This window comes from Ruegeria sp. BJ5, from assembly GCF_056537865.1.
Genome location: NZ_JBQFSH010000001.1, coordinates 813,104 through 833,027 on the forward strand (window position 1 = coordinate 813,104; position 19,924 = coordinate 833,027).

The 19,924-nt window shown below is 62.2% G+C and carries 20 protein-coding genes; 9 read left to right on the forward strand and 11 right to left on the reverse strand.

Annotated elements, in window-relative coordinates; translation table 11 throughout:
* Window positions 1-7: 7 nt before the first annotated feature.
* Complete coding sequence (locus ACR0NY_RS04060; protein WP_170338198.1) at window positions 8-178, forward strand: hypothetical protein; 171 nt, start codon at window positions 8-10, stop codon at window positions 176-178.
* A 4-nt stretch (window positions 179-182) separates the two neighbouring features.
* The gene (locus tag ACR0NY_RS04065) at window positions 183-1,367 is read left to right on the forward strand and encodes a vWA domain-containing protein (RefSeq protein ID WP_170368600.1); all 1,185 of its coding nucleotides are present in this window, start codon (window positions 183-185) and stop codon (window positions 1,365-1,367) included.
* 19 nt (window positions 1,368-1,386) lie between these two features.
* On the opposite strand, the gene ACR0NY_RS04070 is transcribed toward ACR0NY_RS04065, so the two are convergent.
* The gene (locus ACR0NY_RS04070; protein WP_093962333.1) at window positions 1,387-2,871 is read right to left on the reverse strand and encodes an inorganic phosphate transporter; all 1,485 of its coding nucleotides are present in this window, start codon (window positions 2,869-2,871) and stop codon (window positions 1,387-1,389) included.
* 203 nt (window positions 2,872-3,074) lie between these two features.
* On the opposite strand from ACR0NY_RS04070, the gene ACR0NY_RS04075 reads away from it, so the two are divergent.
* Window positions 3,075-3,761, forward strand: coding sequence for a M48 family metallopeptidase (locus tag ACR0NY_RS04075; RefSeq protein ID WP_093962334.1), 687 nt, complete (start codon window positions 3,075-3,077; stop codon window positions 3,759-3,761).
* 54 nt (window positions 3,762-3,815) lie between these two features.
* On the opposite strand, the gene ACR0NY_RS04080 is transcribed toward ACR0NY_RS04075, so the two are convergent.
* The 5 genes from ACR0NY_RS04080 to ACR0NY_RS04100 are packed head-to-tail and all read right to left on the reverse strand — an operon-like array spanning window position 3,816 to window position 9,070.
* Window positions 3,816-4,358 (reverse strand): RSP_2648 family PIN domain-containing protein, encoded by a 543-nt coding sequence (locus ACR0NY_RS04080; RefSeq protein WP_170368601.1) that lies wholly within the window; start codon window positions 4,356-4,358, stop codon window positions 3,816-3,818.
* Window positions 4,355-5,563, reverse strand: coding sequence for an RSP_2647 family RNA methyltransferase (locus ACR0NY_RS04085; protein ID WP_170368602.1), 1,209 nt, complete (start codon window positions 5,561-5,563; stop codon window positions 4,355-4,357). Before ACR0NY_RS04085 ends, ACR0NY_RS04080 begins: the two co-directional genes overlap by 4 nt.
* Window positions 5,564-5,615: 52 nt before the next feature.
* A complete protein-coding gene (locus ACR0NY_RS04090) occupies window positions 5,616-5,888 on the reverse strand; it encodes a hypothetical protein (protein ID WP_170338699.1) in 273 nt (90 codons plus the stop codon).
* Entirely contained in the window at window positions 5,875-8,667 is a 2,793-nt protein-coding gene (locus ACR0NY_RS04095; protein ID WP_170368603.1) for a [protein-PII] uridylyltransferase family protein, read from the reverse strand. The genes ACR0NY_RS04090 and ACR0NY_RS04095 overlap by 14 nt, the downstream gene beginning before the upstream one ends.
* Window positions 8,668-8,680: 13 nt before the next feature.
* Window positions 8,681-9,070, reverse strand: a complete 390-nt coding sequence (locus ACR0NY_RS04100; RefSeq protein WP_170338187.1) for a nuclear transport factor 2 family protein — start codon at window positions 9,068-9,070, stop codon at window positions 8,681-8,683.
* A gap of 141 nt (window positions 9,071-9,211) precedes the next feature.
* On the opposite strand from ACR0NY_RS04100, the gene ACR0NY_RS04105 reads away from it, so the two are divergent.
* From ACR0NY_RS04105 to ACR0NY_RS04120, 4 genes are all read left to right on the forward strand, one after another.
* Window positions 9,212-9,631: a DUF2852 domain-containing protein gene (locus ACR0NY_RS04105; RefSeq protein WP_170338185.1), complete on the forward strand. Its 420-nt coding sequence runs from the start codon at window positions 9,212-9,214 to the stop codon at window positions 9,629-9,631.
* 66 nt (window positions 9,632-9,697) lie between these two features.
* Window positions 9,698-10,129 carry an RDD family protein gene (locus ACR0NY_RS04110; protein ID WP_093962341.1) on the forward strand — a complete coding sequence of 144 codons (432 nt, stop codon included), beginning with the start codon at window positions 9,698-9,700 and terminating at the stop codon, window positions 10,127-10,129.
* Between the two features lie 74 nt (window positions 10,130-10,203).
* A complete protein-coding gene (locus tag ACR0NY_RS04115; RefSeq protein WP_093962342.1) occupies window positions 10,204-11,028 on the forward strand; it encodes an arginyltransferase in 825 nt (274 codons plus the stop codon).
* A 6-nt stretch (window positions 11,029-11,034) separates the two neighbouring features.
* A complete protein-coding gene (locus ACR0NY_RS04120; protein WP_170368604.1) occupies window positions 11,035-11,424 on the forward strand; it encodes a VOC family protein in 390 nt (129 codons plus the stop codon).
* Between the two features lie 74 nt (window positions 11,425-11,498).
* On the opposite strand, the gene ACR0NY_RS04125 is transcribed toward ACR0NY_RS04120, so the two are convergent.
* The 3 genes from ACR0NY_RS04125 to ACR0NY_RS04135 form a co-directional block, all read right to left on the reverse strand.
* Entirely contained in the window at window positions 11,499-13,853 is a 2,355-nt protein-coding gene (locus ACR0NY_RS04125; RefSeq protein ID WP_170338179.1) for a TRAP transporter large permease subunit, read from the reverse strand.
* A 17-nt stretch (window positions 13,854-13,870) separates the two neighbouring features.
* Window positions 13,871-14,797, reverse strand: coding sequence for a TRAP transporter small permease subunit (locus ACR0NY_RS04130; RefSeq protein WP_170338177.1), 927 nt, complete (start codon window positions 14,795-14,797; stop codon window positions 13,871-13,873).
* 124 nt (window positions 14,798-14,921) lie between these two features.
* Entirely contained in the window at window positions 14,922-16,004 is a 1,083-nt protein-coding gene (locus ACR0NY_RS04135; protein WP_170338175.1) for a TRAP transporter substrate-binding protein, read from the reverse strand.
* Between the two features lie 247 nt (window positions 16,005-16,251).
* Between ACR0NY_RS04135 and ACR0NY_RS04140 the strand changes: the two genes are divergently transcribed.
* Together ACR0NY_RS04140 and ACR0NY_RS04145 are read left to right on the forward strand one after the other, a co-directional pair.
* Window positions 16,252-17,685, forward strand: a complete 1,434-nt coding sequence (locus ACR0NY_RS04140) for a cache domain-containing protein (protein ID WP_170368605.1) — start codon at window positions 16,252-16,254, stop codon at window positions 17,683-17,685.
* Complete coding sequence (locus ACR0NY_RS04145; RefSeq protein ID WP_170338171.1) at window positions 17,685-18,329, forward strand: response regulator transcription factor; 645 nt, start codon at window positions 17,685-17,687, stop codon at window positions 18,327-18,329. The genes ACR0NY_RS04140 and ACR0NY_RS04145 overlap by 1 nt, the downstream gene beginning before the upstream one ends.
* A 30-nt stretch (window positions 18,330-18,359) precedes the next feature.
* Here the strand turns inward: ACR0NY_RS04145 and ACR0NY_RS04150 are convergent, their stop codons facing one another.
* Both ACR0NY_RS04150 and ACR0NY_RS04155 read right to left on the reverse strand, forming a co-directional pair.
* The gene (locus tag ACR0NY_RS04150; RefSeq protein WP_170368606.1) at window positions 18,360-18,734 is read right to left on the reverse strand and encodes a bleomycin resistance protein; all 375 of its coding nucleotides are present in this window, start codon (window positions 18,732-18,734) and stop codon (window positions 18,360-18,362) included.
* A gap of 44 nt (window positions 18,735-18,778) precedes the next feature.
* On the reverse strand, window positions 18,779-19,624 hold the full coding sequence (locus ACR0NY_RS04155; RefSeq protein ID WP_170368607.1) for a HalD/BesD family halogenase: 846 nt from the start codon (window positions 19,622-19,624) through the stop codon (window positions 18,779-18,781).
* Between the last annotated feature and the right edge of the window lie 300 nt (window positions 19,625-19,924).

Sequence of the window (19,924 nt, forward strand, 5' to 3'; positions counted from 1 at the left end):
CGAACACATGCTAGTGGTTGTGGGAATGGCGGTCCTGGGAGCGGCTCTGGGCGCACTGACGGCACGAAAACGCAAAGGCAGCGGCGCGGATATCGCCCAATATGCGGCCGGCTACGGCATTGCATTTGCATTGGCGGGACTGGCCATTTCGCTTGTTCTGGTGCGGGTGATAGGCTGAGCCGATGTTCATCCCCTTTTTTGAAAACCTCAGAAAAGCAGGCATCCCCGTCTCGTTGCGGGAATACCTGACCTTTCTGGAGGGGATGAAGAAGGGGCTGGCCACCTACGACATCGAGGCGTTCTACTACCTCGCCCGTGTCTCGATGGTGAAGGACGAGCGCAACATCGACAAGTTCGACCGCGCCTTTGCCGCCAGCTTCGAGGGGCTGTCCGAGATCACCATGGATCAGGTGCTCGAAGCCGTGGACATTCCGGCCGACTGGCTGGCCAAGATGGCCGAGAAGCACCTCTCGGACGAGGAAAAGGCCGAAATCGAAGCGCTTGGCGGGTTCGACAAGCTGATGGAGACGCTGCGCGAGCGGCTGAAGGATCAGCAAAGCCGCCACCAGGGCGGCAACAAGTGGATCGGAACGGCAGGCACCTCGCCCTTCGGCGCCTATGGCTACAACCCCGAGGGCGTGCGTATCGGCCAGAAGGAAAGCCGCCACCAGCGCGCAGTCAAGGTCTGGGACAAGCGCGAGTTCCGCAATCTGGACGACACGGTCGAACTGGGCACCCGCAACATCAAGGTCGCCTTGAAACGCCTGCGCCGCTGGGCCCGCGAGGGCGCCGCCGAAGAGCTGGATTTGGACGGCACCATCCGCGCCACGGCCGAGCATGGCTATCTCGACGTCAAGACCCGGCCCGAACGGCACAATGCTGTGAAAGTGCTGCTGTTTCTCGATGTGGGCGGCTCGATGGATCCGCATATCAAGGTGGTCGAGGAATTGTTCTCGGCCGCGCGGTCCGAGTTCAAGCACCTGGAGTATTTCTATTTCCACAACTGCCTGTACGAAGGCGTCTGGCGCGACAATCGCCGCCGGTGGGATGCGCAGACCCCCACGCATGAGGTGCTGCGGACCTACGGCCCCGACTACAAGTGCATCTTTGTGGGTGACGCGTCGATGTCGCCCTACGAAATCGCCTATCCCGGCGGGGCCAACGAGCACTGGAACGCCGAGGCCGGTCAGGTCTGGCTGCAGCGCGCGCGCGAACAGTGGACGTCGAACCTGTGGATCAACCCGGTGCCCGAGAAATACTGGGAATACACCCATTCCATCGGCATGATCCGCGAGATCTTCGAAGACCGGATGGTGCCGATGACGCTGGCCGGGCTGGAACGCGGCATGCGCGAGCTGACGCGATAGCGCCAGCCCGGCTTTGGTTTTATCCCGCGATTGCCTGAATTCCCAGGAACAGCAGCCCCGACAACAAGGCCGCCGCGGGCACGGTGATCACCCAGGCCGCGATGATCGTCAGGAAATGCGACCGGCGTACCAGCTTGCGGCGGCGGCGCTCTTCGGGGGCGAGCACCGGGCGTTCCGGCACGGCACCGCGCGCCTTGATCAGGCGTCGCTCGGCGTCCCATTCCCGGAAGAACCCGACGCCGAACACCGCGCCAACGGCGATGTGGGTCGAACTGACCGGCAGGCCAAGCCAGCTGGCCACGATCACGGTGATCGCCGCCGACAGCGCCACGCAATAGGCGCGCATCGGGTTCAGCTTGGTGATCTGGCTGCCGACCACCCGGATCAGCTTGGGCCCAAACAGGAACAGACCGAACGAAATGCCGAAGGCGCCGATGATCATGACCCAGGGCGGAATGCTCACCGCATGAGTGAAATCACCTACCGCCGAAGCCTGAACGATCGCGGCCAGAGGCCCGACGGCATTGGCCACGTCATTGGCCCCATGCGCAAAGCTGAGCAGCGCCGCTGAAATGATCAGCGGGATGCCGAACAGGATCTTCAGCGACTTGTTGCGGTTCTCCAGCCCTTCGGCCTGACGGCGAATGACAGGAATTGTCACCATCCAGATCAGCACTCCGCTGACCAGGCCGATCACCAGCGCCGTCTGCAGGTTGATCTTGAACAGATGTTTCAGGCCTTTCAGCGCAAGGTACGAGGCGAACGCCCCGGCCATGATGCCGACCAGAACCGGAACCCATTTGCGCGCCGCGGCGATCTTGTCATCCTGATAGATGATCCGTGCCTTGATGAACCACAGGAACCCGGCGGCGATGATGCCACCCAGAAGCGGCGAGATGACCCAGCTTGCTGCGATCTGGCTCATCTTGACCCAGCTGACCGCGCCGAACCCCGCCGCCGCGATCCCTGCCCCCATGACGCCCCCCACGACCGAATGCGTGGTCGAGACCGGAGCGCCGACCCAGGTGGCCAGGTTGATCCAGAGCGCGGCAGACAACAGTGCGGCCATCATGGCCCAGATGAAGACGGTTGCCGTTCCCATGCTTTCGGTATTGATGATGCCTTTGGCGATGGTCGAGACCACGTCTCCACCCGCGATCAGCGCGCCGGCGCTTTCGAAAATTGCGGCAATCGCGATGGCGCCGCCCATGGTCAGCGTGTTCGCGCCCACTGCCGGGGCCATGTTGTTGGCCACATCGTTCGCCCCGATGTTCAGCGCCATGTAGGCTCCGAACATGGCCGCAATCACGACGATCATCGTGTTGCTGGCCTGTCCGAACAACAAAGCAGCCGTGATCCCGGCGATCACGATGAACACGAAGGCGATGCCCGATCCGACGAACGGCCGCCCGACCTGCGCCGTTGCAACCTCGAGGCGGGAAAACCGCCGCAGGTCACGATCCAGTGTTTCAAGGTGCCGGGCTTCTAAATCATTGTTGGCCATTTGTCCCTCTTGCATAGCGCGCGCTCGCACAGCGTGCGCCGTGCCCTAGAAGGCTTTTGCCTTCATTTCAACCTTTGAAATATGGAAACTGCGATCTGACGCCGCGCGATTTCCGTCTCACGAACTGCCCCAGGTCGCCCATGTTGCCCGAAAGTGATGAGGAACGACTTGCCCCCGCATCCCGATCCGCCCATATCTGAGATATGTTGCGTCTGACCCCAATTCTGCTGGCGATCGCCTATGCCATTGTGATGTATCGGATTTCCGTCTGGCGCACCCATCGCGAGCTGGATGCGAAGTCGACCGAACTGGCTGATCCCGAGTTGAAGCGTATGACCGACCGCCTGGCCGCCGCCTTGGATGTGGCGCGCGTGCCGGTCTATATCTATGAAATCGACCCGGTGAACGGGCTGGCCGCACCGGACGGGCGCATTTTCATCACCCGAGGCTTCTATCGCAAGTTCCGCAACGGCGAGGTCTCAGCCGAGGAGATGGCCAGCGTCATCGCGCACGAGCTGGGACATGTTGCGCTGGGCCACGCCCGGCGGCGGATGATCGATTTTTCCGGTCAGAACGCGATGCGGGCGGCGCTGATGATGCTGCTCAACCGGTTCATTCCCTTCATCGGCGCGTGGATCGCAAATGCGCTGACCGCGCTGCTGGCCTCGCGCCTGTCGCGGGCGGACGAATACGAGGCGGACGAATACGCAGCCGCCCTGCTGACCAAGGCCGGAATCGGGATCGGGCCGCAGAAATCCCTGTTTCACAAGCTTGAGGATCTGACCCAGCAGCGGGCGGGCGTGGTTCCGGCCTGGCTGATGAGCCATCCCAAGACGGACGAGCGGATTGCCGCGCTGGAGGCCCTTGAACAACGTTGGGAGCGTGGCTGAGGGTCAGAGTGCGAGAGGCCACACTCTCGCGATATTTGGAGCCAGGGGAAGAGGTCAGGCCGCCAAAGCCTTGCCGAGACGCGGCAGGCGGGCTTTTTTCATCAATGCGCGCAGAGTCCATCTGTCGCCCGACAGACGGTTGGCTTCGGTCAGGACCGATTGAGCCACCTCTTCGACACTGCTCGGGTCACTCTGCCAGATGCCGTGAAGGAAGCTGTCGGGGTCGATACGCGCAAGGCCCTCTTCCGCCAGAATATTCCTTGGAAAGTCTTTGGCATTCACGGTGATGATCGTGTCGGCCGAAGCGGCGACCGCGGTGGCCAGCACATGGGTGTCGGCCGGATCGGGCAGCCAGAGTCGCTGTTCCAGGCCGGGTGCCTCGGGGCGTTCGGCCTGCGGCCAATGTGCCTGCACCAGCGCGATTTCGGCCCGGGCCTGCGCCTCGCCCTCGGGTCCGAGTTTGCGGGCGGCGCGGGTCCATTCCTCGAGGATGCGAGCCGACCAGAGCGGGGTGAAATGGCCCCGCGTGGCCACGCCCAGCAGCATCTCGCGCATCACCGTCGGATAGATGACGCAGGTGTCAAGAACCGCCTTCACAGCCGGTAGAACACGGATTTCAGATAGCCGCTCTCGGCCAGCTGCGGCAGTTGCGGATGGTCGGGTCCGGCAAAGCCGGTGTGGATCATCTGCGCCTGACACCCGGCCCGACCGATACCGCGGGCACAGGCCTCGCGAAAGCGGGTCAGGTCGGCGGCATGCGAGCAGGAACACAGGCCCAGATACCCCCCCGGTTTGACAAGCGGCGCGGCCAGGCGGGCGATCCGCTCATAGGCCCGCAGCCCGGCATCCAGCGCCTGTTTCGACGGCGCAAAGGCCGGCGGATCGCAGATGACCACGTCGAACTGCGCACCGTCCTCACCCAGCTGGGTCAGAACTTCGAAGGCATCGCCCTGTCGGGTTTCAAAGCGGTCACCGAAGTCCGATGCGGCGGCGCCCTGCTCGGCCAGAGTCAACGCGGCGGCCGAGCCATCGACCGACAGCGCATGATCTGCCCCACCGGCCAGCATGGCCAGGCCAAATCCGCCCACGTGGCTGAACACGTCCAGCACATGCGCGCCGGGGCCCGCCAGCCGGGCGGCAAGAGCGTGGTTGGGGCGCTGGTCGTAGAACAGCCCGGTTTTCTGGCCCCCGGTCAGGTCGGCCATGTAGGTCGCGCCATTCATCGGGACGGGCAACGGAGCATCGGGCGCGGTGCCGCGCAGTGTCTGGTTCACGTCATCCAGACCTTCCAGCCCGCGGGTGCGGCCCGAGGCGTTCTTGAGCACGGTCGTCACCCCCGTCACCGAGACCAGCGCGTCGGTCAGAAGGTCCAGATGCGCCTCGGCCCAGGCGGCGTTGGGCTGGATCACGCAGGCATCGCCAAAGCGGTCGATGATGACACCGGGAAAACCGTCGGCCTCGGCATGGACCAGCCGGTAGAAGGGCGCATCGAACAGCCGTTCGCGCAGGTCGAGCGCGCGGCGCAGGCGGGTTTCGAACCACCCGGCGTCCAGCTGTGCCGACAGGTCACGATCCAACACCCGGCACATGATCTTGGAATCCGGGTTCACTGCCACCAACGCGATCGGGGCGCGTTTGTCATCCTCTAGCACGGCCAGCGCACCAGGCGCGATCTTGCGGGTGCGCCGGTCGGTAACGATGTCATTGGCATAGACCCAAGGAAAGCCGTGGCGCAGACCGCGCGCATTGGCTTTGGGTTTCAAACGGATTCTGGGGCGGTCGGGCATGTCGGCATGGGTCATGGCGCCCTCATAGTCGCGATTGCGCGGGCAGAAAAGCCCCTCTGGCTATCCGTCAGCGTTGGCGCGCCCGCCAGCCGCCGCGCCGGCGCGGAGCCTGCGCGGTGTCCAGCCCTTCGCGCAGAACCTGTGTCATGGGATGGTCGGCATCCTGTGCGGTATAGACAGCATGCAACTCGGTCAGCGCCTGCTTCTGGTCGCGCCCGTCCGGCAGGCTGAGCGCCCAGTCCAAAAAGATGCTGCGACACTCGGGCAGCGTGATTCCGTCGATGCGATAGGCCTCGCGAATCAGGCCCTTGGGGTCGTTCGGGTCGTCACTGCGCGCCATCCGCACTCTCCTCGATCACCGCGCCGATCACTTCGGCTGCGGCAGCATAGCTGTCCTGCAAGGCGGACTGTAACTGTTCGACCCGCTCGAACCCGGTCGCCCGACACAGAAAGGCCGTGCCCCCCTGCCCGATCTTGTCGGCCTCGATCACCTTGCCCGACAGTAGCCGCGCCGCGCATTGCACCGACCAGCATAGGTCATATGCGTCCTTCAACACCTGCGCCTGAGCGACATCCAAAAGACCCGCAGCGACCGCTCCGTCCAGGCCCGAGTCGACGTCGCGCTGTGGCGCGCCGGACAACAGTGCGCCGGTTTCGGCCATCAGTTCGATATCCAGCAGACGGCCGGAGCCGGTCTTGACATCCCAGACACCGGCGGGAGATTTCGCCGCCGCCAGGCGTGCGCGCATATCCGACACTTCGCGCAGGACCTGATCCTTGTCGCGCGGGCAAGACAGGAACTGCGTGCGGAAAGCTTCGAAATCGGCGGCCAGATCCGTATTGCCTGCAACTGCGCGCGCGCGGGTCAAGGCCAGATGCTCCCAAACCCAGGCTTCCTCTTGTTGGTAATGAGTGAAGCTGGCCCAGCTTGTAGCAACTGGCCCCTGATTGCCGGACGGCCGCAGTCGCATGTCGACCTCGTACAACCGTCCCTGCGCCATCGGTGCCGACAGGGCGGTAATCAGCGCCTGTGTAAAGCGCGCATAGTAGGTGCGTGTGGCCAGTGGCTTGGGGCCGTCGGACATGTCCACCGCTTGCGGGTCGTAGATCACGATCATATCCAGATCGGATTGCGAATTCAGCCGAGCGGCCCCCAACGACCCCATTCCCAGCACCACAGCGCCACGCCCTGGGGGGGAGCCGTGCTTCTGCGAAAACTGCCGCTCTACGCAGGGTAAGATCGCGGCGATGACAACCTGCGCGAGGTCCGCGTATTGCCGCCCCGCCTGCAACCCGTCGATCAGACCGCGCAGGTGGTGCACACCGATACGGAAATGCCATTCCTTGCACCAGCGCCGCGCCAGATCCAGCTGGGTTTCATAGTCCGTTTCAGCCGCCAGCGCGTTAGACAGTTCAGCCTGCAAGGCGGACTGACCGGGCCAATCGGCAAAGAAGCTGCCACCGATCACCGCGTCGAACACCTGCGCATTGCGCGACAGATGCGCGGCCAGCGCGTGCGAGGTGCCGACGATATCGACCAGAAGGTCGATCAGATGCGGGTTGGCTTCGAACAGGGAAAACAGCTGCACACCGGCGGGCAAGCCGGCCAGAAACCCATCCAGCGCCAGCAGCGCCTCGTCGGGCCGGGCGGTCTTGGCCAGCCGGGCCAGCAACTCGGGCTTGAGCCGCTCGAAAATGCGCGCGCCCCGTTGCGAACGCAGCGCGGGATAGGTTGTCCACCGGGCCAGAACGCCGGCGTCGAACTCGACCTCGGGTGTTGCGGTCGGCGCGGGGCCCGCGCCGGGGGCAAAAAAGCCCTCGGTCAGCTCGTGCACCTCGGTCAGGCGACGGATCAGATCGGCCGTCAGGTCGGCGCTGGTGGTGCCCATCAGGCAGGCGATGCGCTCGATTCCGTCGGGCGATTTCGGCACCTTGTGAGTCTGCGCGTCATGCACCATCTGGATGCGGTGTTCGACCTCGCGATGGGCGCGGTAATGGTCGGTCAGCCTGTCGGCCACGTCTTGCGGCACCCAGCCCTTGGTCGCCAGCGCCGCCAGCCCCGGCACCGTGCCACGCACCCGCAGATCGGGGTCGCGGCCGCCGGCGATCAATTGTCGCGTCTGGGTAAAGAACTCGATTTCGCGAATGCCGCCCTGCCCCAGCTTCATGTCATGGCCGGAGATCGTCAGAGCCCCACCGGTGCCCTTGTTCTCGCGTATGCGCAGGCGCATGTCGTGGGCGTCCTGGATGGCGGCGAAATCCAGATGGCGGCGCCAGACGAAGGGCCGCAGGGTTTCAAGAAACCGCTGTCCGGCGGCGATGTCACCGGCGCAGGGGCGGGCCTTGATATAGGCGGCACGCTCCCAAGTGCGGCCCAGGCTTTCGTAATAGCGCTCGGCCGCCTCGGTCGCCATGCAGACGGGAGTAACCGCAGGATCGGGGCGCAGGCGCAGATCGGTGCGGAACACGTACCCATCGGCCGTCTTGTCACTGAGCGTGGCGCAGAAATTGCGCGTGGCCCGCACCATGCCCTGCCGCGCCTCATAGAAATCATCCGGATCGTACCGGGTTTCGTCGAACAGCACGATCAGGTCGATATCCGAGCTGTAGTTCAGTTCGTGCGCGCCCATCTTGCCCATCGCCAGGATCACCATCCCGGCGGCGGTCTCGACGTCGTCTTCGGTCATGCCGGGCAGCTTCTTGCGCCGGATCAGCGCCGCGATCTCTGCCTTGGTAGCGATGTCGACGGCAAGCGCCGCAAAGTCGGTCAGTGCCGTCGTGACTTGCTCGAGGTTCCAGGCTCCGGACAGGTCGGCCAGGGCCGTCAGCAAGGCAAGCCGATGCTTGGCCTGCCTCAGGCCCGGTTTCAACTGGTCAGGAGCCAACGCGCGCGCGTCCTCCATGATCTGCGCAAGGGCGTGCTGTGGCCGATCCAGCGCCGGGGCCAGCCAATTGCGCTCACGGTCGATCAGGCTCTTGAGGTACGGGCTGCTGCCTGCGGCACCGGTCACCAGTTCGGACTGATCAGCGGTCAGATCCGGCACTGCGGCGCAGGCCTCTCGCCCCAGTTCGGGATCGTAGGGACGCGGGGCGCGGCGGATGGTGAAAATGTCGGTCATGGGCGAATTCCGGTCAGTTAACGTCGACCAGAGTGTCCTGGCTGAAGGTATTGATCCAGCCATCATCCCGGCGTTCCCACAACGAAGAGATCAGCATCGCCTCGCGCGCGGACGCACCGGGCCGCCGATAGTCCGCCCGGTAGGACAACAGGACGATATCCGCGGTCAGAACGCGCAGTTGCGCCGCGCTCAACTCATATGACTCCATGGTCGGGCTGTCTGCGAACTGACCCACATGATCCTCGCGATTGGCGAAACCGGATGGGTAGACGCCCAGAAAATCGGCGCTCAGCAACGCCCGGTCCGCCTGCGCATCACCCTCGACCAAAGCGGTCCAGACCTGCTGCTCCAGGTTCAGGATTTCTTCAAGCGTCGGGGCGGGCTTGTCGTTGTGCGTGTTCATGCCCGCACGTTGCGCAGGATCAGAACCGTCGTCAACCGGGCCCCTAAATGTAAATCTTTTTCACATCGCCCCTTGCATCCGGGCCGGGCCACCCCATCTAGATCAATGTGAACACAATTTACATCAACCTGGAGAGCCCAAATGACCGCATTGTCCGAACACGCCGTCCCCCGCAACCCGGGATGGTTGCACCGTGCAGAGGCCTGGCTAGACGACAAGGGCAAAGGCGCCTGGATCGCTGCCATGGTCCTTGGTTTCATCTTCTTTTGGCCCGTCGGCCTGGCCCTTCTGGCCTATATGATCTGGAGCAAACGCATGTTCAGCAAATCCTGCAGCCGCCGCCATTCCTGGCACAGCCACATGAGCGCGATGAAGCCCTCGGGCAACAGCGCATTCGACGCCTACAAGGCCGACACGCTGGCCCGCCTGGAACGGGAACAACAGGATTTCGAAGCCTTCCTGCACCGCCTGCGTGAAGCCAAGGACAAGGCCGAGTTCGACCAGTTCATGAATGAACGCGCTCAGGAGAATACGGCGGACGACAAGGACGAAACCGCCTGATACCCTACCGCCCTGCCCCTCTCTGTGGGACAGGGCAAACCTCAACAACCGACCGGAAATTCCTTCATGTCTCATCTGCCCGACCCGGATCGTCAGCCGGACTTCTACAAATCCGTGGCGATCAAACGCTTTTTCGCGTGGCTGTTTGATATCGCCTTCATTTCGCTGCTGTGCACGGTTGCCATTCTGCTGACCTTCGGCATGGGCCTGTTCGTCATCGCGCTGATCTATGCGGTCGTCAGTTTCATCTACCGTGTCGTCACCATCGCAAACGGGTCTGCCACGCTGGGCATGCGCTTTATGGGAATCGAGCTGCGCGACGCATTTGGCGAACGCATGGATACCGGCAAGGCCGTCGCGCATACAGCCGGTTACTTTGTCAGCATGGCGTTTCCGATCCTGCAGATCATCTCGGTCATCATGATGCTGACCAGTGCCCGCAACCAGGGCCTGACCGATGCCTTCCTCGGCACCGTAATGCTGAACCAGCGCGCCTGACACGGCCCGTTTCTGGGACTTGGCGACCCCAGAAACGGTTGCTATCATCGGCCCCGAGGAAACACGGGGCCTTCATGCGACACACGCTGCCGATTGCGCCGCAGTTCTATGTGACTGCACCACAGCCCTGCCCTTATCTCGAGGGCAGGATCGAGCGTAAGCTGTTCACCGCCCTGCAGGGCGAAGGCGCGGATCAGCTGAACAACTCTCTGTCGCAGCAGGGTTTTCGCCGGTCTCAAAACGTTCTGTACCGGCCCTCTTGCACCGATTGTGCGGCCTGCCTGTCGGCCCGGATCGACGTCTCGGCCTTTTCTCCGACCAAAAGCCAGAAACGCGCGGCGCGGCGCAATGCGCACCTTCAGCGACGCGCGACCTCACCTTGGGCCACCGACGACCAGTACGAGCTGTTTCGGCGGTACCTGGACACCCGGCACGCCGATGGCGGCATGGCGGATATGGACGTGTTCGAATTCGCCGCGATGATCGAAGAGACCCCGATCCGCAGCCGCGTCGTTGAATATGCCGACCCCAAGACCGGAAACCTGATCGCCGTCAGCCTGACCGATGTTCTGGATGACGGGTTGAGCATGGTCTATTCGTTCTATGACCCGAACCAGCCGCAAAGCTCGCTGGGAACCTATATGATCCTCGATCATATCGACATCGCGCGCGAGGCCGGGCTGCCATATGTATATCTGGGCTATTGGGTCCCCGGCAGCCCCAAGATGGGCTACAAGGTGAAATTCGCCGGGCTCGAGGTCTATGTGAAAGGCGGGTGGCAGCGTGTGGACGACCCGGAGGCATTCACCGACTCAACGCATCACCCGCTTTCGACTGCTCCGATTGCCGAGCAGGTCGCGAATATCCAACTTCCCGATCGCCACCCTACCAAAGGTTGAATTCCGATGCAGCAAGGTTTGCACGCCGTCACCCTGGTGGTGCCGGACTATGATGACGCGATCGCGTTCTACACCAAGACGCTTAGGTTCCGGCTGACCCAGGACATCGATCTGGGCGAAGGCAAACGATGGGTTTTGGTTACGCCCCCCGGCAGCGATGGGGCTGCTCTGCTGTTGGCCAAGGCTGACGGAGACAGCCAACGGGCCGCAATCGGTAATCAGACCGGAGGTCGTGTCGGGTTTTTCCTCAGAACCGATGATTTCGCCAGCGATCACGCAGACATGCTGGCCAACGGGGTCCGGTTCGAGGAAGAGCCCCGCCATGAACCCTATGGCATCGTTGCCGTCTGGCAGGATCCGTTCGGGAACCGTTGGGACCTGATCCAGTTCACCTGACAACCGGCGTCAGCCGGGACCAAAGCAAAGGGGGCCTCGCGGCCCCCTTTTCACTTTGATAACGCCATCACCGATCAGTTCGGGATCAGGTCCGGCACGATCGTCACGATCGACGGGAAGAACCACAGGATTCCGATGCCAACCACCTGGATCAGCACGAAGGGGATGATCCCGCGGTAGATATGGCCCGTCGTCACTTCTTTCGGCGCCACGCCGCGCAGATAGAACAGCGCAAAGCCAAATGGCGGCGTCAGGAACGAGGTCTGCAGGTTCACCGCCACCATGATCGTCACCCATTTCGGGTCGAACGACCCGCCATAGATCACCGGACCCACGATCGGGATCACGATGTAGATGATCTCGAGGAAGTCCAGCACGAAGCCAAGGATGAACAGCACCAGCATCACGATCAGGAAGACCGTGAACTCGTTGTCAAAGCTTTTGAGGAACTGCTGGATGTAGTGTTCCCCGCCGAACGAGATCACCACCAGGTTCAGCAGCTGCGATCCGATCAGGATGGTGAAGACCATCGAGGTCACCTTGGCGGTTTCCCGCACCACCGGAGTCAGAACACCGCTGGTGAACAGCACCCAGCACGCGAACAGCAGCCCGAACAGCGCGTACAGATACGCGGCGTAGGCCAGGATGAACGCGATCCAGCTTTCCACGGTCACGCCACCCTGGTTGACGCGCAGATCGAAGTTCACGCCCATCAACAGGCAGATGACGACCGCGAAGGTCGACCAGATGATCACCTTTCCGGATCGCCCCTGATCCTGCAGCTTGCGATAGGCCGCCAGCATGATAGCGCCGCCTGCCCCCAGCGCCGCAGCCGGCGTCGGGTTGGTCACACCACCCAGGATCGAGCCTAGAACCGCGATGATCAGAACCAGCGGCGGGAAAACCACGCGGATCAGATCATTGGTGGCACAGCGCGCCGCCGCGGCTTTGCAGCCATACATGGCCAGCGCGAACGGCACTGCCAACAGCAGGAACGTGGCCCCCGACGAGGTGGTCGGCGCGATCAGCAGCACATCGACCAGCAGCATCAAGACAAGCCCGATCCCCCCCACGATCAACGGCTGCGGCGATTGCGACGGCGCAATGCCCCGGCCCATCACCAGCGTCAGACCCAGCAGCACGACAATCACCGCAACACCGGTGCCGATCGGAGCCGCGGCGGCGATCTTGGCTTCACGCGCTGCGGCCAGTTCTTCCTCGCTCAGTCGCTGCGACTCGGACACTCCGCCGGCAGCGTCGATGGCTTCCTGCTCGGCCACGGCCATGTCCCAGGCCTCCTGACCATGCAGTTCGATCATCGAGGCCTTGCACTCTTCGGACACGTTGGTGCGCAGCGTGGCTGCCTCACCGATATCCGAGAAGCCCGAAACCGTGATATTTTGGCTGCCGATGGCGCCCAGGTTGCCCAGCAGCACCGCGCCCACGATCAGAGCGACAGGGGCACCCAGAAGCCAGGTCAGGCCTTCCGAGCGGGTGATCGGCTCGCCGCTGCCGCCTGACAGTTCGACCGCAGGTGCCTTGTGCGGGTTGAGTAGCGCGTAGCCAAAGGCATAAAGCGCATAGAGCAGCGCCAGCATGATCCCCGGCAGCAGCGCCGCCTGGAACAGCGTACCAACCGAAACCACGGCCGGCTCGCCCAGATAGGTCAGCGCGTCGGTACAGCCCGCTTCGACCGCGCGAGTCTCCTGCGCCGTCGAATACAGGTCACCCGCCAGCGTGCCCAGCAGAACGATCACGATCGAGGGCGGAATGATCTGCCCCAGCGTGCCCGAGGCCGCGATCACACCCGTCGCCAGCTCTGGCGAGTAGTTGTTGCGCAGCATGGTCGGCAGGGCCAGCAGGCCCATCGTCACCACGGTCGCGCCCACGATACCGGTCGAGGCCGCAAGGAATGCCCCCACAACCACGATCGACACCGCCAGACCGCCCGGCAACGGGCCAAAGACGCGCGCCATCGTGGTCAGCAGATCGTTGGCGATTTTCGAGCGTTCCAGCGTGATGCCCATCAGCACGAACATCAGCACCGCCAGCAGAGTCTCGATCGACTGACCGGCCAGAACCCGTTCGTTGATACGGTTCACGATGAAGGACACGTTGCGGTCCAACGCGGTTTCCCAACCCTGAACAAAGACCGGCTCGGCGATCCTTGGCAGGTCCGGGTATCGGAACACGGATATCACATCGGGTTTCACACCCGAATTCACGATGTCCCGATAGGCTTGCGAGCTTGTGTCGATCGCCTGGTGGATCAGCAACCCGGCGCTGTCCAGCGCGGCGATGATCCCGAAAGAGATGATACCGGCCCCGCCGATGGCAAACGCCACCGGAAAGCCGCTGAGAATCCCGCCAAACAGGCAGAGGAATACGATAATGAGGCCTATCTCGACGCCATCAAGTCCGAATAGCATTGTCTTGGTCTCCGTCCTTAATGTGTGCCTTCGTAGGCTTCTTCACCCTCACCAAGGCTGTCCTTGTCGAGGTATTTTCCAGCGCTTTCCGGGCCTTCGACATATTCGAGATAGGACCGGTAGAAGAACGCGATCGCGTGCAGGAACACCATCGCGGCAAAGGCCACAAGCAGGATCTTGAACAGGAAGTAGGCATTGAAGCCGTTGGGGCTGAAGCCGATGGTTTCGACGTTCCAACGCAGCGCGCGGGATTTCATCACCAGCCGGTCCAGCGTGTCGCTGGCCGAGGGCTTCGGCACGATCAGGTGACGCCACATGAAGTACCAGCCATACATCCAGGTCAGCACGGCGATGGGCATCATGAAAAGGATCGAGCCCAGCATGTCGACCACACGCTTGGCCCGGTGTGAAATGCCGGCATAAACGAGGTCCACGCGGACGTGGCCGCCCTGCACGAAGGTGTAGGTGCAGCACAGGCAGACGACGAGCGCGTTGTACAGCTTCAGCTCTTCGGCGTACCAGCTGATATCCATCTGGAACGGGATACCCAGACCAAACGCCATGTCAGGCCGCGCGAACACGCGCTGCATGAATACGATGACGATTTGCTGGATCACCATCAGCAGGCCCGCCCAGGCAAAGAAACGCCCGGTCGTGTTGGCGAACCCTTCCAGAACGCGCACCATGCCCCACATGAAGCCACGGAAGTAAAGCCCGATCGCGGTCAGCACGAGGAAGATCGTGAAGACCACGAAAAAGAACTCGACCGACCCGCCGTAGTAGACAAAGCGCATGATTGCTTCTTTGTCCGACCAGTTCAGCCACAGCTGCGGATGCGTGATGGCGTATCCGAAATTATAAAAGGCTTCGGCGATGCTCTGAACGAACCAGACCAGTCCGTTCCACAGGGCGCCGAAGAACGAGATACCGTTTTCGTCCTGCATAATGTCCCCAGGTCCCGTTGGTTGCGACGCTGATTATAGCGGAAAACCGTGCGATCCGCGCATCTGCAACAGGAAAGGTTTCCCCGCACGTGGCGGGGAAACCGTTTGATTGCTAGACGGCCAGTTAGCCTAGAACGCGGTCGCGCTGCGCGGTGTAGACGCCCGACGACATGTTCAGCCACGACGACGAGGCTTTCATCGATGCCATCGCGCTGTCGTGGATCTTCTTGAACAGTTCGTCGCTCATGTTCTCGGCCAGAACTTCCTGGCTGGCTTGTCCGAAGGCATCCCAGACACTGTCGGGGAATTCCATGACCTTTACGCCACCGGCCTGCAGACGCTGCAGCGCCGCGCCGTTGTTGGCCAGGAACTGTGCCAGGTTCCACTGGTGCGCTTCGCCGGCAGCGATTTCGATGATCTTCTGGTGCGCCGGCGAGAGGCTTTCGAACACGTCGCGGTTGGTGGCCAGCGACAGGCCTGCGCCCGGCTCGTGGAAACCGGCGGTGTAGTAGATCTTGGTGATCTCCTGGAAACCAGCCTTTTCGTCGGCCCAGGGACCGATCCACTCGGTGCCGTCGATGGCACCCGAGGACAGCGCCTGGTACACTTCCGAACCCGGAATGTTCTGAACCGATGCGCCCAGTTTGCCCAGAGCCTTGCCGCCCAGACCCGGCATACGGAACTTCAGGCCGTTGAAGTCTTCGGGGCTGTTGATCTCTTTCGAGTACCAGCCGCCGGCCTGCGCACCGGTGTTGCCTGCCAGGAACGATTTCAGGCCGAAGATCTGGCCCAGTTCGTCATGCAGCTCCATGCCGCCATCGAAATAGTACCAGTTCACCAGTTCCTGCGCGGTCATGCCGAACGGAACGGCCGTGAAGAACGCGTAGCCCGGGTGCTGACCGACAAAGTAATAGTCAGCGGCGTGATACATGTCAGCCTGACCCGACGAGACGGCGTCGAACACTTCGAACGCACCCACCAGCTCGCCCGCGGCCTTGATGTCAACGGTCAGGTTGCCGTCGGACATTGCGGTGATGCTGTCGGCGCAACGCTGCGCGCTGTCGAACACGCCAGCCAGACCGCGGCCCCACGAGGTAACCATGGTCAGCGTGCGCTTGCCCTGCGCATAGGCGGGTGCCGCCAGTGCGGTTGCCGCTGCGGCCGAGCCGCCCAGTGCCGACGTCTTTAGAAACTTACGACGATCCATAAGAGTAATCCTCCCCTTCATAGTCACGACTCGGGCAGCGCCCGAGCCAGTCGTTTACGGTAGCGTCACCCTAATGAAGGCCGTTTGAAAAGGAATACCTATTACTACGTAGATCAGATGGTTTTTTCTGCGGAACGCTCAATTGAGGGGCTCATTTTGACCCGCAAACCGCCAGTCCTGGGCGTTTCGAACACCGGAATGCCCAATCTCTTTGCAATTTCACCCCCGCTTGCGTATCGATTCGACCATGGGGAAACTCCGCGCTCTGCTTTCACTGACCTACGCTCAGAAGCTGTCGCTGGTGGCGGCCATTCCGCTGGTCGTGGCCGTGGCCGCGATCGCGGTCATGGTGGCCTACGAATCCCGCGCGACGGCTGAACGCGAGATCAAGGCGTTGGAGCGTCGGCTGATCGAGGCCAAGAAGGAAGAGCTGCGCAATTACGTGACACAGGCCCGAAACGGGTTCGCTTATATCTACGGACGCGCGTCTCCGGATGACAAGGTCGCCCAGAATCTGGTGACCCAGATCCTGTCGGCGATGATTTACGGAAAGGACGGGTTCTTCTTCGTATATGATTATGACGGCAACAACCTTGTCAGCCCGCGCCAGACCGAGTTCATCAATCAGAACTGGGAGGGCCTGACGGACAGCGAGGGTGTTCCGGTGGTCGACGAGTTCATCCGCCTGGCCCGGCAGGGTGCCGGATGGCACAGTTTCATGTGGCAGAAGCCCTCGACCGGGGAAGAGGCGATGATGATCGCCTATGTCGTCGGCCTGCAGGATTGGCGCTGGGCCGTGGGCACTGGTGTATTCATCGACGACATCGTGGCCACCGTTGCAAATGCCCGCGCCGAGGTCGAAGCGCGGGTGCAACGCACGTTCCTGTACATCGGCGGCATCGTTCTGGCGGCGGTTCTGATCGTCTTCGCCTCGGGGATGCTGTTGAACATCCGCGAACGCCGGCTCGCGGATGCCAAGCTGAAAGAACTGACCAAGCGGGTCATCGACGCGCAGGAAGAAGAGCGCGGCCGGGTGGCGCGTGAGCTGCATGACGGGATCAGCCAGATCCTGGTCGGGGTGCGCTATGCGCTGGACAATGCCCGGCGGCGCTTGTCCAAGGGCGATCATGATGGCGCACGTGCGCCGCTGGACAAGGGCATCGACAACCTGGGCACCGCGATTACCGAAGTGCGCCGCATCAGTCGCGATCTGCGGCCCGGCGTTCTGGATGACTTGGGACTTGGCCCGGCCCTGAAGGCGCTGACCGACGATTTCCGCGAACGGACCGGGATCGAGACTGAGTTCTCGACGGTCGTGTTCCGCAATCGTCTGGACCAGGACAGCAAGATCGCCCTTTACCGTATCGCGCAAGAGGCGCTGACGAATATCGAACGCCATTCTGGCGCAACCCGCGTCACGATCGACCTGCGCGGCCACAAGAAGGGCGCGACCATGCGCATCACCGACAACGGCCGTGGCCTTCGGTCACGACCGGGCCGGGTCAGCACCGGGATCGGGCTGCGCAACATGCAAGAGCGCATAGAACAGCTTGACGGATCCTTGCGTATCCTGTCATCACGCGGCGCACAAAGTGGTACAGTGATCGAAGTCAGCCTGCCGCTGAGCCACCTGTTGCCGCCGCAGGAAGACGCGACACCCAAAGGAAAGGCCGGTTCCTGATGACCGAAACGATCCGAGTCCTTATCGTCGACGATCACCCCATGGTCGCCGAGGGCATCCAGTCGATCCTCGAGAGCTTTGACGACATCAAGGTGGTCGGCACGTTGGGCAATGGCCGTGACGCGGTTGATCAGGCCGCGCGCCTGCAGCCCGATGTCATCCTGATGGATCTGAACATGCCGGGGCTCGGGGGGCTCAGCGCCACGGAACTGATCCTCGAACGGTTGCCCGACACCCGCATTCTCATTCTGTCGATGCATGACAGCCCGGAATACATCTCGACCGCATTGAGCCATGGGGCCAAGGGCTACGTTCTCAAGGATGTGCCGACGGACGAAATCAAGCAGGCCATAGACGCGGTCATGCGTGGAGAGCGCTATTTGTGCACCGGGGCGATCGGATCGCTGGAACCGAAAGAGGATGCGGCGCGCGAAGCGCTCACCGGGCGTGAACAGACGATCCTTCTGGAATTGGCGCAGGGCAAGTCGAACAAGGAAGTCGCGCTGGCGCTGGATATCTCGGTTCGCACGGTCGAAACCCATCGCAAAAACATCAAGCGCAAGCTGGGCATCTCATCAACTGCCGGTCTGACCCGATACGCGCTGGAACATGGCGTTTTGCAAGGAACCGGCGTGGCCTTCTGACGGCCGCGCCATCAGCGCAGCTTCCGCGCTTTAGCGGATTCCCTCGCCGAAAAAGACCAGCGTGCCGTCCTCATCCAGAACGTGAAACTCTCGCTGATGATATGGCTGATCGAATGGCGCACGAACCCGCCCTTCGGGGAGATCTTCGAGTTTGGGACGCAGGCTTTCATACAAGTCGTCTATATCCTCGACATCGATATAGAAGGATTGCTCGTGACCCAGCGGCAGGCCATCCGCGCGCGGCGGGCATTCCAGCAGGCGAATTGCAACCGGGCCAAGCCTGAGAAAAGCATAGTTGTCTTGCGTGAACCCACACGCGAAACCCAGACGATCGCAGTAGAATGCAATTTGCCGGCTCAGCGAGGAACACAGGACAAAAGGGGTCAGCTGAAGAATACGTGGCACCTTGCACTCCCTGGCAGGATCTGACTGCTCCACCCTAGCACGGGTCAGTCCAGAAGCTCATCGTTTCGCAACCCCTCCCTGTCGTGATGACACGGCAGCACACGGCCATAGAGCTGCCGGGTACGCTCGACCCCGCCACACATGCCTTCGGCCTCGACAAAGGAGAATATCCCCACGTAGCGCGGCCGTGCACCCGACACAGGCGCCACGCGATGCAAGGAATAGCGCCCCCGAAAGATCTGCAGATCACCGGGATTGAGCTCCAACTGGCGTACCATTCCCATATTGCCGTCTAGAACCGAGGCCACCTTGTCAAAGTTCTCCTCCTCGGCGGTGCGCAGGTTCGGCGCGTATTCAAAGGCGCCGCCATGCTCGCCATTCTGGATCGCCAGAGTAACCGTGTAGTTGTTCGTGTCGAAATGCCACGGAAAGCCCTGCCCCTCTTCGACCACGTTGATGATCACATCCGCCAATGGATCATCGTAGCGAAAGAACCGATCCTCGGGTTCATTCAGCGCTTCGCGGATGAAGGGCAGAAATCCTTCGAACTCGTAGATTCTGCGCAGGGGACCGGTTGACGGGAAATTGTCGGCCGGAACAAAGGCGTTCGACCGGTCATAGAACCGACGGATCGGGTGGGCGATACCAAAGCGGGGATCGTCCTTGGTGAAATAGGCGTTGGTCCGGTTGAAACTGCGATGCGCGCTCGGCGCGACGGCTTCGGCTTCGGTCAGCAACTGGCTCAACCCGTCTTCGTGGACAAATCCGGGCAAAACTGCGCAACCATCTTTGTCGAGGTCACGACGAATGTCATCGATCAACCGATCATAGGCCGCCGAATTCGGACGATCTATCGGATAGCGCCCTAGGTCCACCAGATCCACCAGCATGCCGTCCTCCCTGACTTGTTCGCAGCTCCAGCCTGACCCAGCCCGGACCCCGCATCATGCCCGTTTCAGACATCGCTCTGACGCATTCTGACCTCGACCACCGCCCGAGACTCGGCAAAACCCGACCAGTATTTCCGGAAATTTCTCGACATGCGGCAATCTGCGCAACAAAATGTCGCAAAATTCGACATCAGAGTCAGGAAATTGGCTAGATTGCCTGTTGACGCCCCTTCGCGCCGCCCATAATGTCTGCCCCACGCAAAAAGGAGCCTCTGGCGATGAGAGCGCTAGTCGTAATCG

Bases quoted from the DNA above. Each gene is read 5' to 3' on its own strand.
- ACR0NY_RS04060 (WP_170338198.1), top strand. From the start codon at position 8: ATGCTAGTGGTTGTGGGAATGGCGGTCCTGGGAGCGGCTCTGGGCGCA.
- ACR0NY_RS04065 (WP_170368600.1), top strand. From the start codon at position 183: ATGTTCATCCCCTTTTTTGAAAACCTCAGAAAAGCAGGCATCCCCGTC.
- ACR0NY_RS04070 (WP_093962333.1), bottom strand. From the start codon at position 2,871: ATGGCCAACAATGATTTAGAAGCCCGGCACCTTGAAACACTGGATCGT.
- ACR0NY_RS04075 (WP_093962334.1), top strand. From the start codon at position 3,075: ATGTTGCGTCTGACCCCAATTCTGCTGGCGATCGCCTATGCCATTGTG.
- ACR0NY_RS04085 (WP_170368602.1), bottom strand. From the start codon at position 5,563: ATGACCCATGCCGACATGCCCGACCGCCCCAGAATCCGTTTGAAACCC.
- ACR0NY_RS04090 (WP_170338699.1), bottom strand. From the start codon at position 5,888: ATGGCGCGCAGTGACGACCCGAACGACCCCAAGGGCCTGATTCGCGAG.
- ACR0NY_RS04095 (WP_170368603.1), bottom strand. From the start codon at position 8,667: ATGACCGACATTTTCACCATCCGCCGCGCCCCGCGTCCCTACGATCCC.
- ACR0NY_RS04100 (WP_170338187.1), bottom strand. From the start codon at position 9,070: ATGAACACGCACAACGACAAGCCCGCCCCGACGCTTGAAGAAATCCTG.
- ACR0NY_RS04105 (WP_170338185.1), top strand. From the start codon at position 9,212: ATGACCGCATTGTCCGAACACGCCGTCCCCCGCAACCCGGGATGGTTG.
- ACR0NY_RS04110 (WP_093962341.1), top strand. From the start codon at position 9,698: ATGTCTCATCTGCCCGACCCGGATCGTCAGCCGGACTTCTACAAATCC.
- ACR0NY_RS04115 (WP_093962342.1), top strand. From the start codon at position 10,204: ATGCGACACACGCTGCCGATTGCGCCGCAGTTCTATGTGACTGCACCA.
- ACR0NY_RS04120 (WP_170368604.1), top strand. From the start codon at position 11,035: ATGCAGCAAGGTTTGCACGCCGTCACCCTGGTGGTGCCGGACTATGAT.
- ACR0NY_RS04125 (WP_170338179.1), bottom strand. From the start codon at position 13,853: ATGCTATTCGGACTTGATGGCGTCGAGATAGGCCTCATTATCGTATTC.
- ACR0NY_RS04130 (WP_170338177.1), bottom strand. From the start codon at position 14,797: ATGCAGGACGAAAACGGTATCTCGTTCTTCGGCGCCCTGTGGAACGGA.
- ACR0NY_RS04135 (WP_170338175.1), bottom strand. From the start codon at position 16,004: ATGGATCGTCGTAAGTTTCTAAAGACGTCGGCACTGGGCGGCTCGGCC.
- ACR0NY_RS04140 (WP_170368605.1), top strand. From the start codon at position 16,252: ATGGGGAAACTCCGCGCTCTGCTTTCACTGACCTACGCTCAGAAGCTG.
- ACR0NY_RS04145 (WP_170338171.1), top strand. From the start codon at position 17,685: ATGACCGAAACGATCCGAGTCCTTATCGTCGACGATCACCCCATGGTC.
- ACR0NY_RS04155 (WP_170368607.1), bottom strand. From the start codon at position 19,624: ATGCTGGTGGATCTGGTGGACCTAGGGCGCTATCCGATAGATCGTCCG.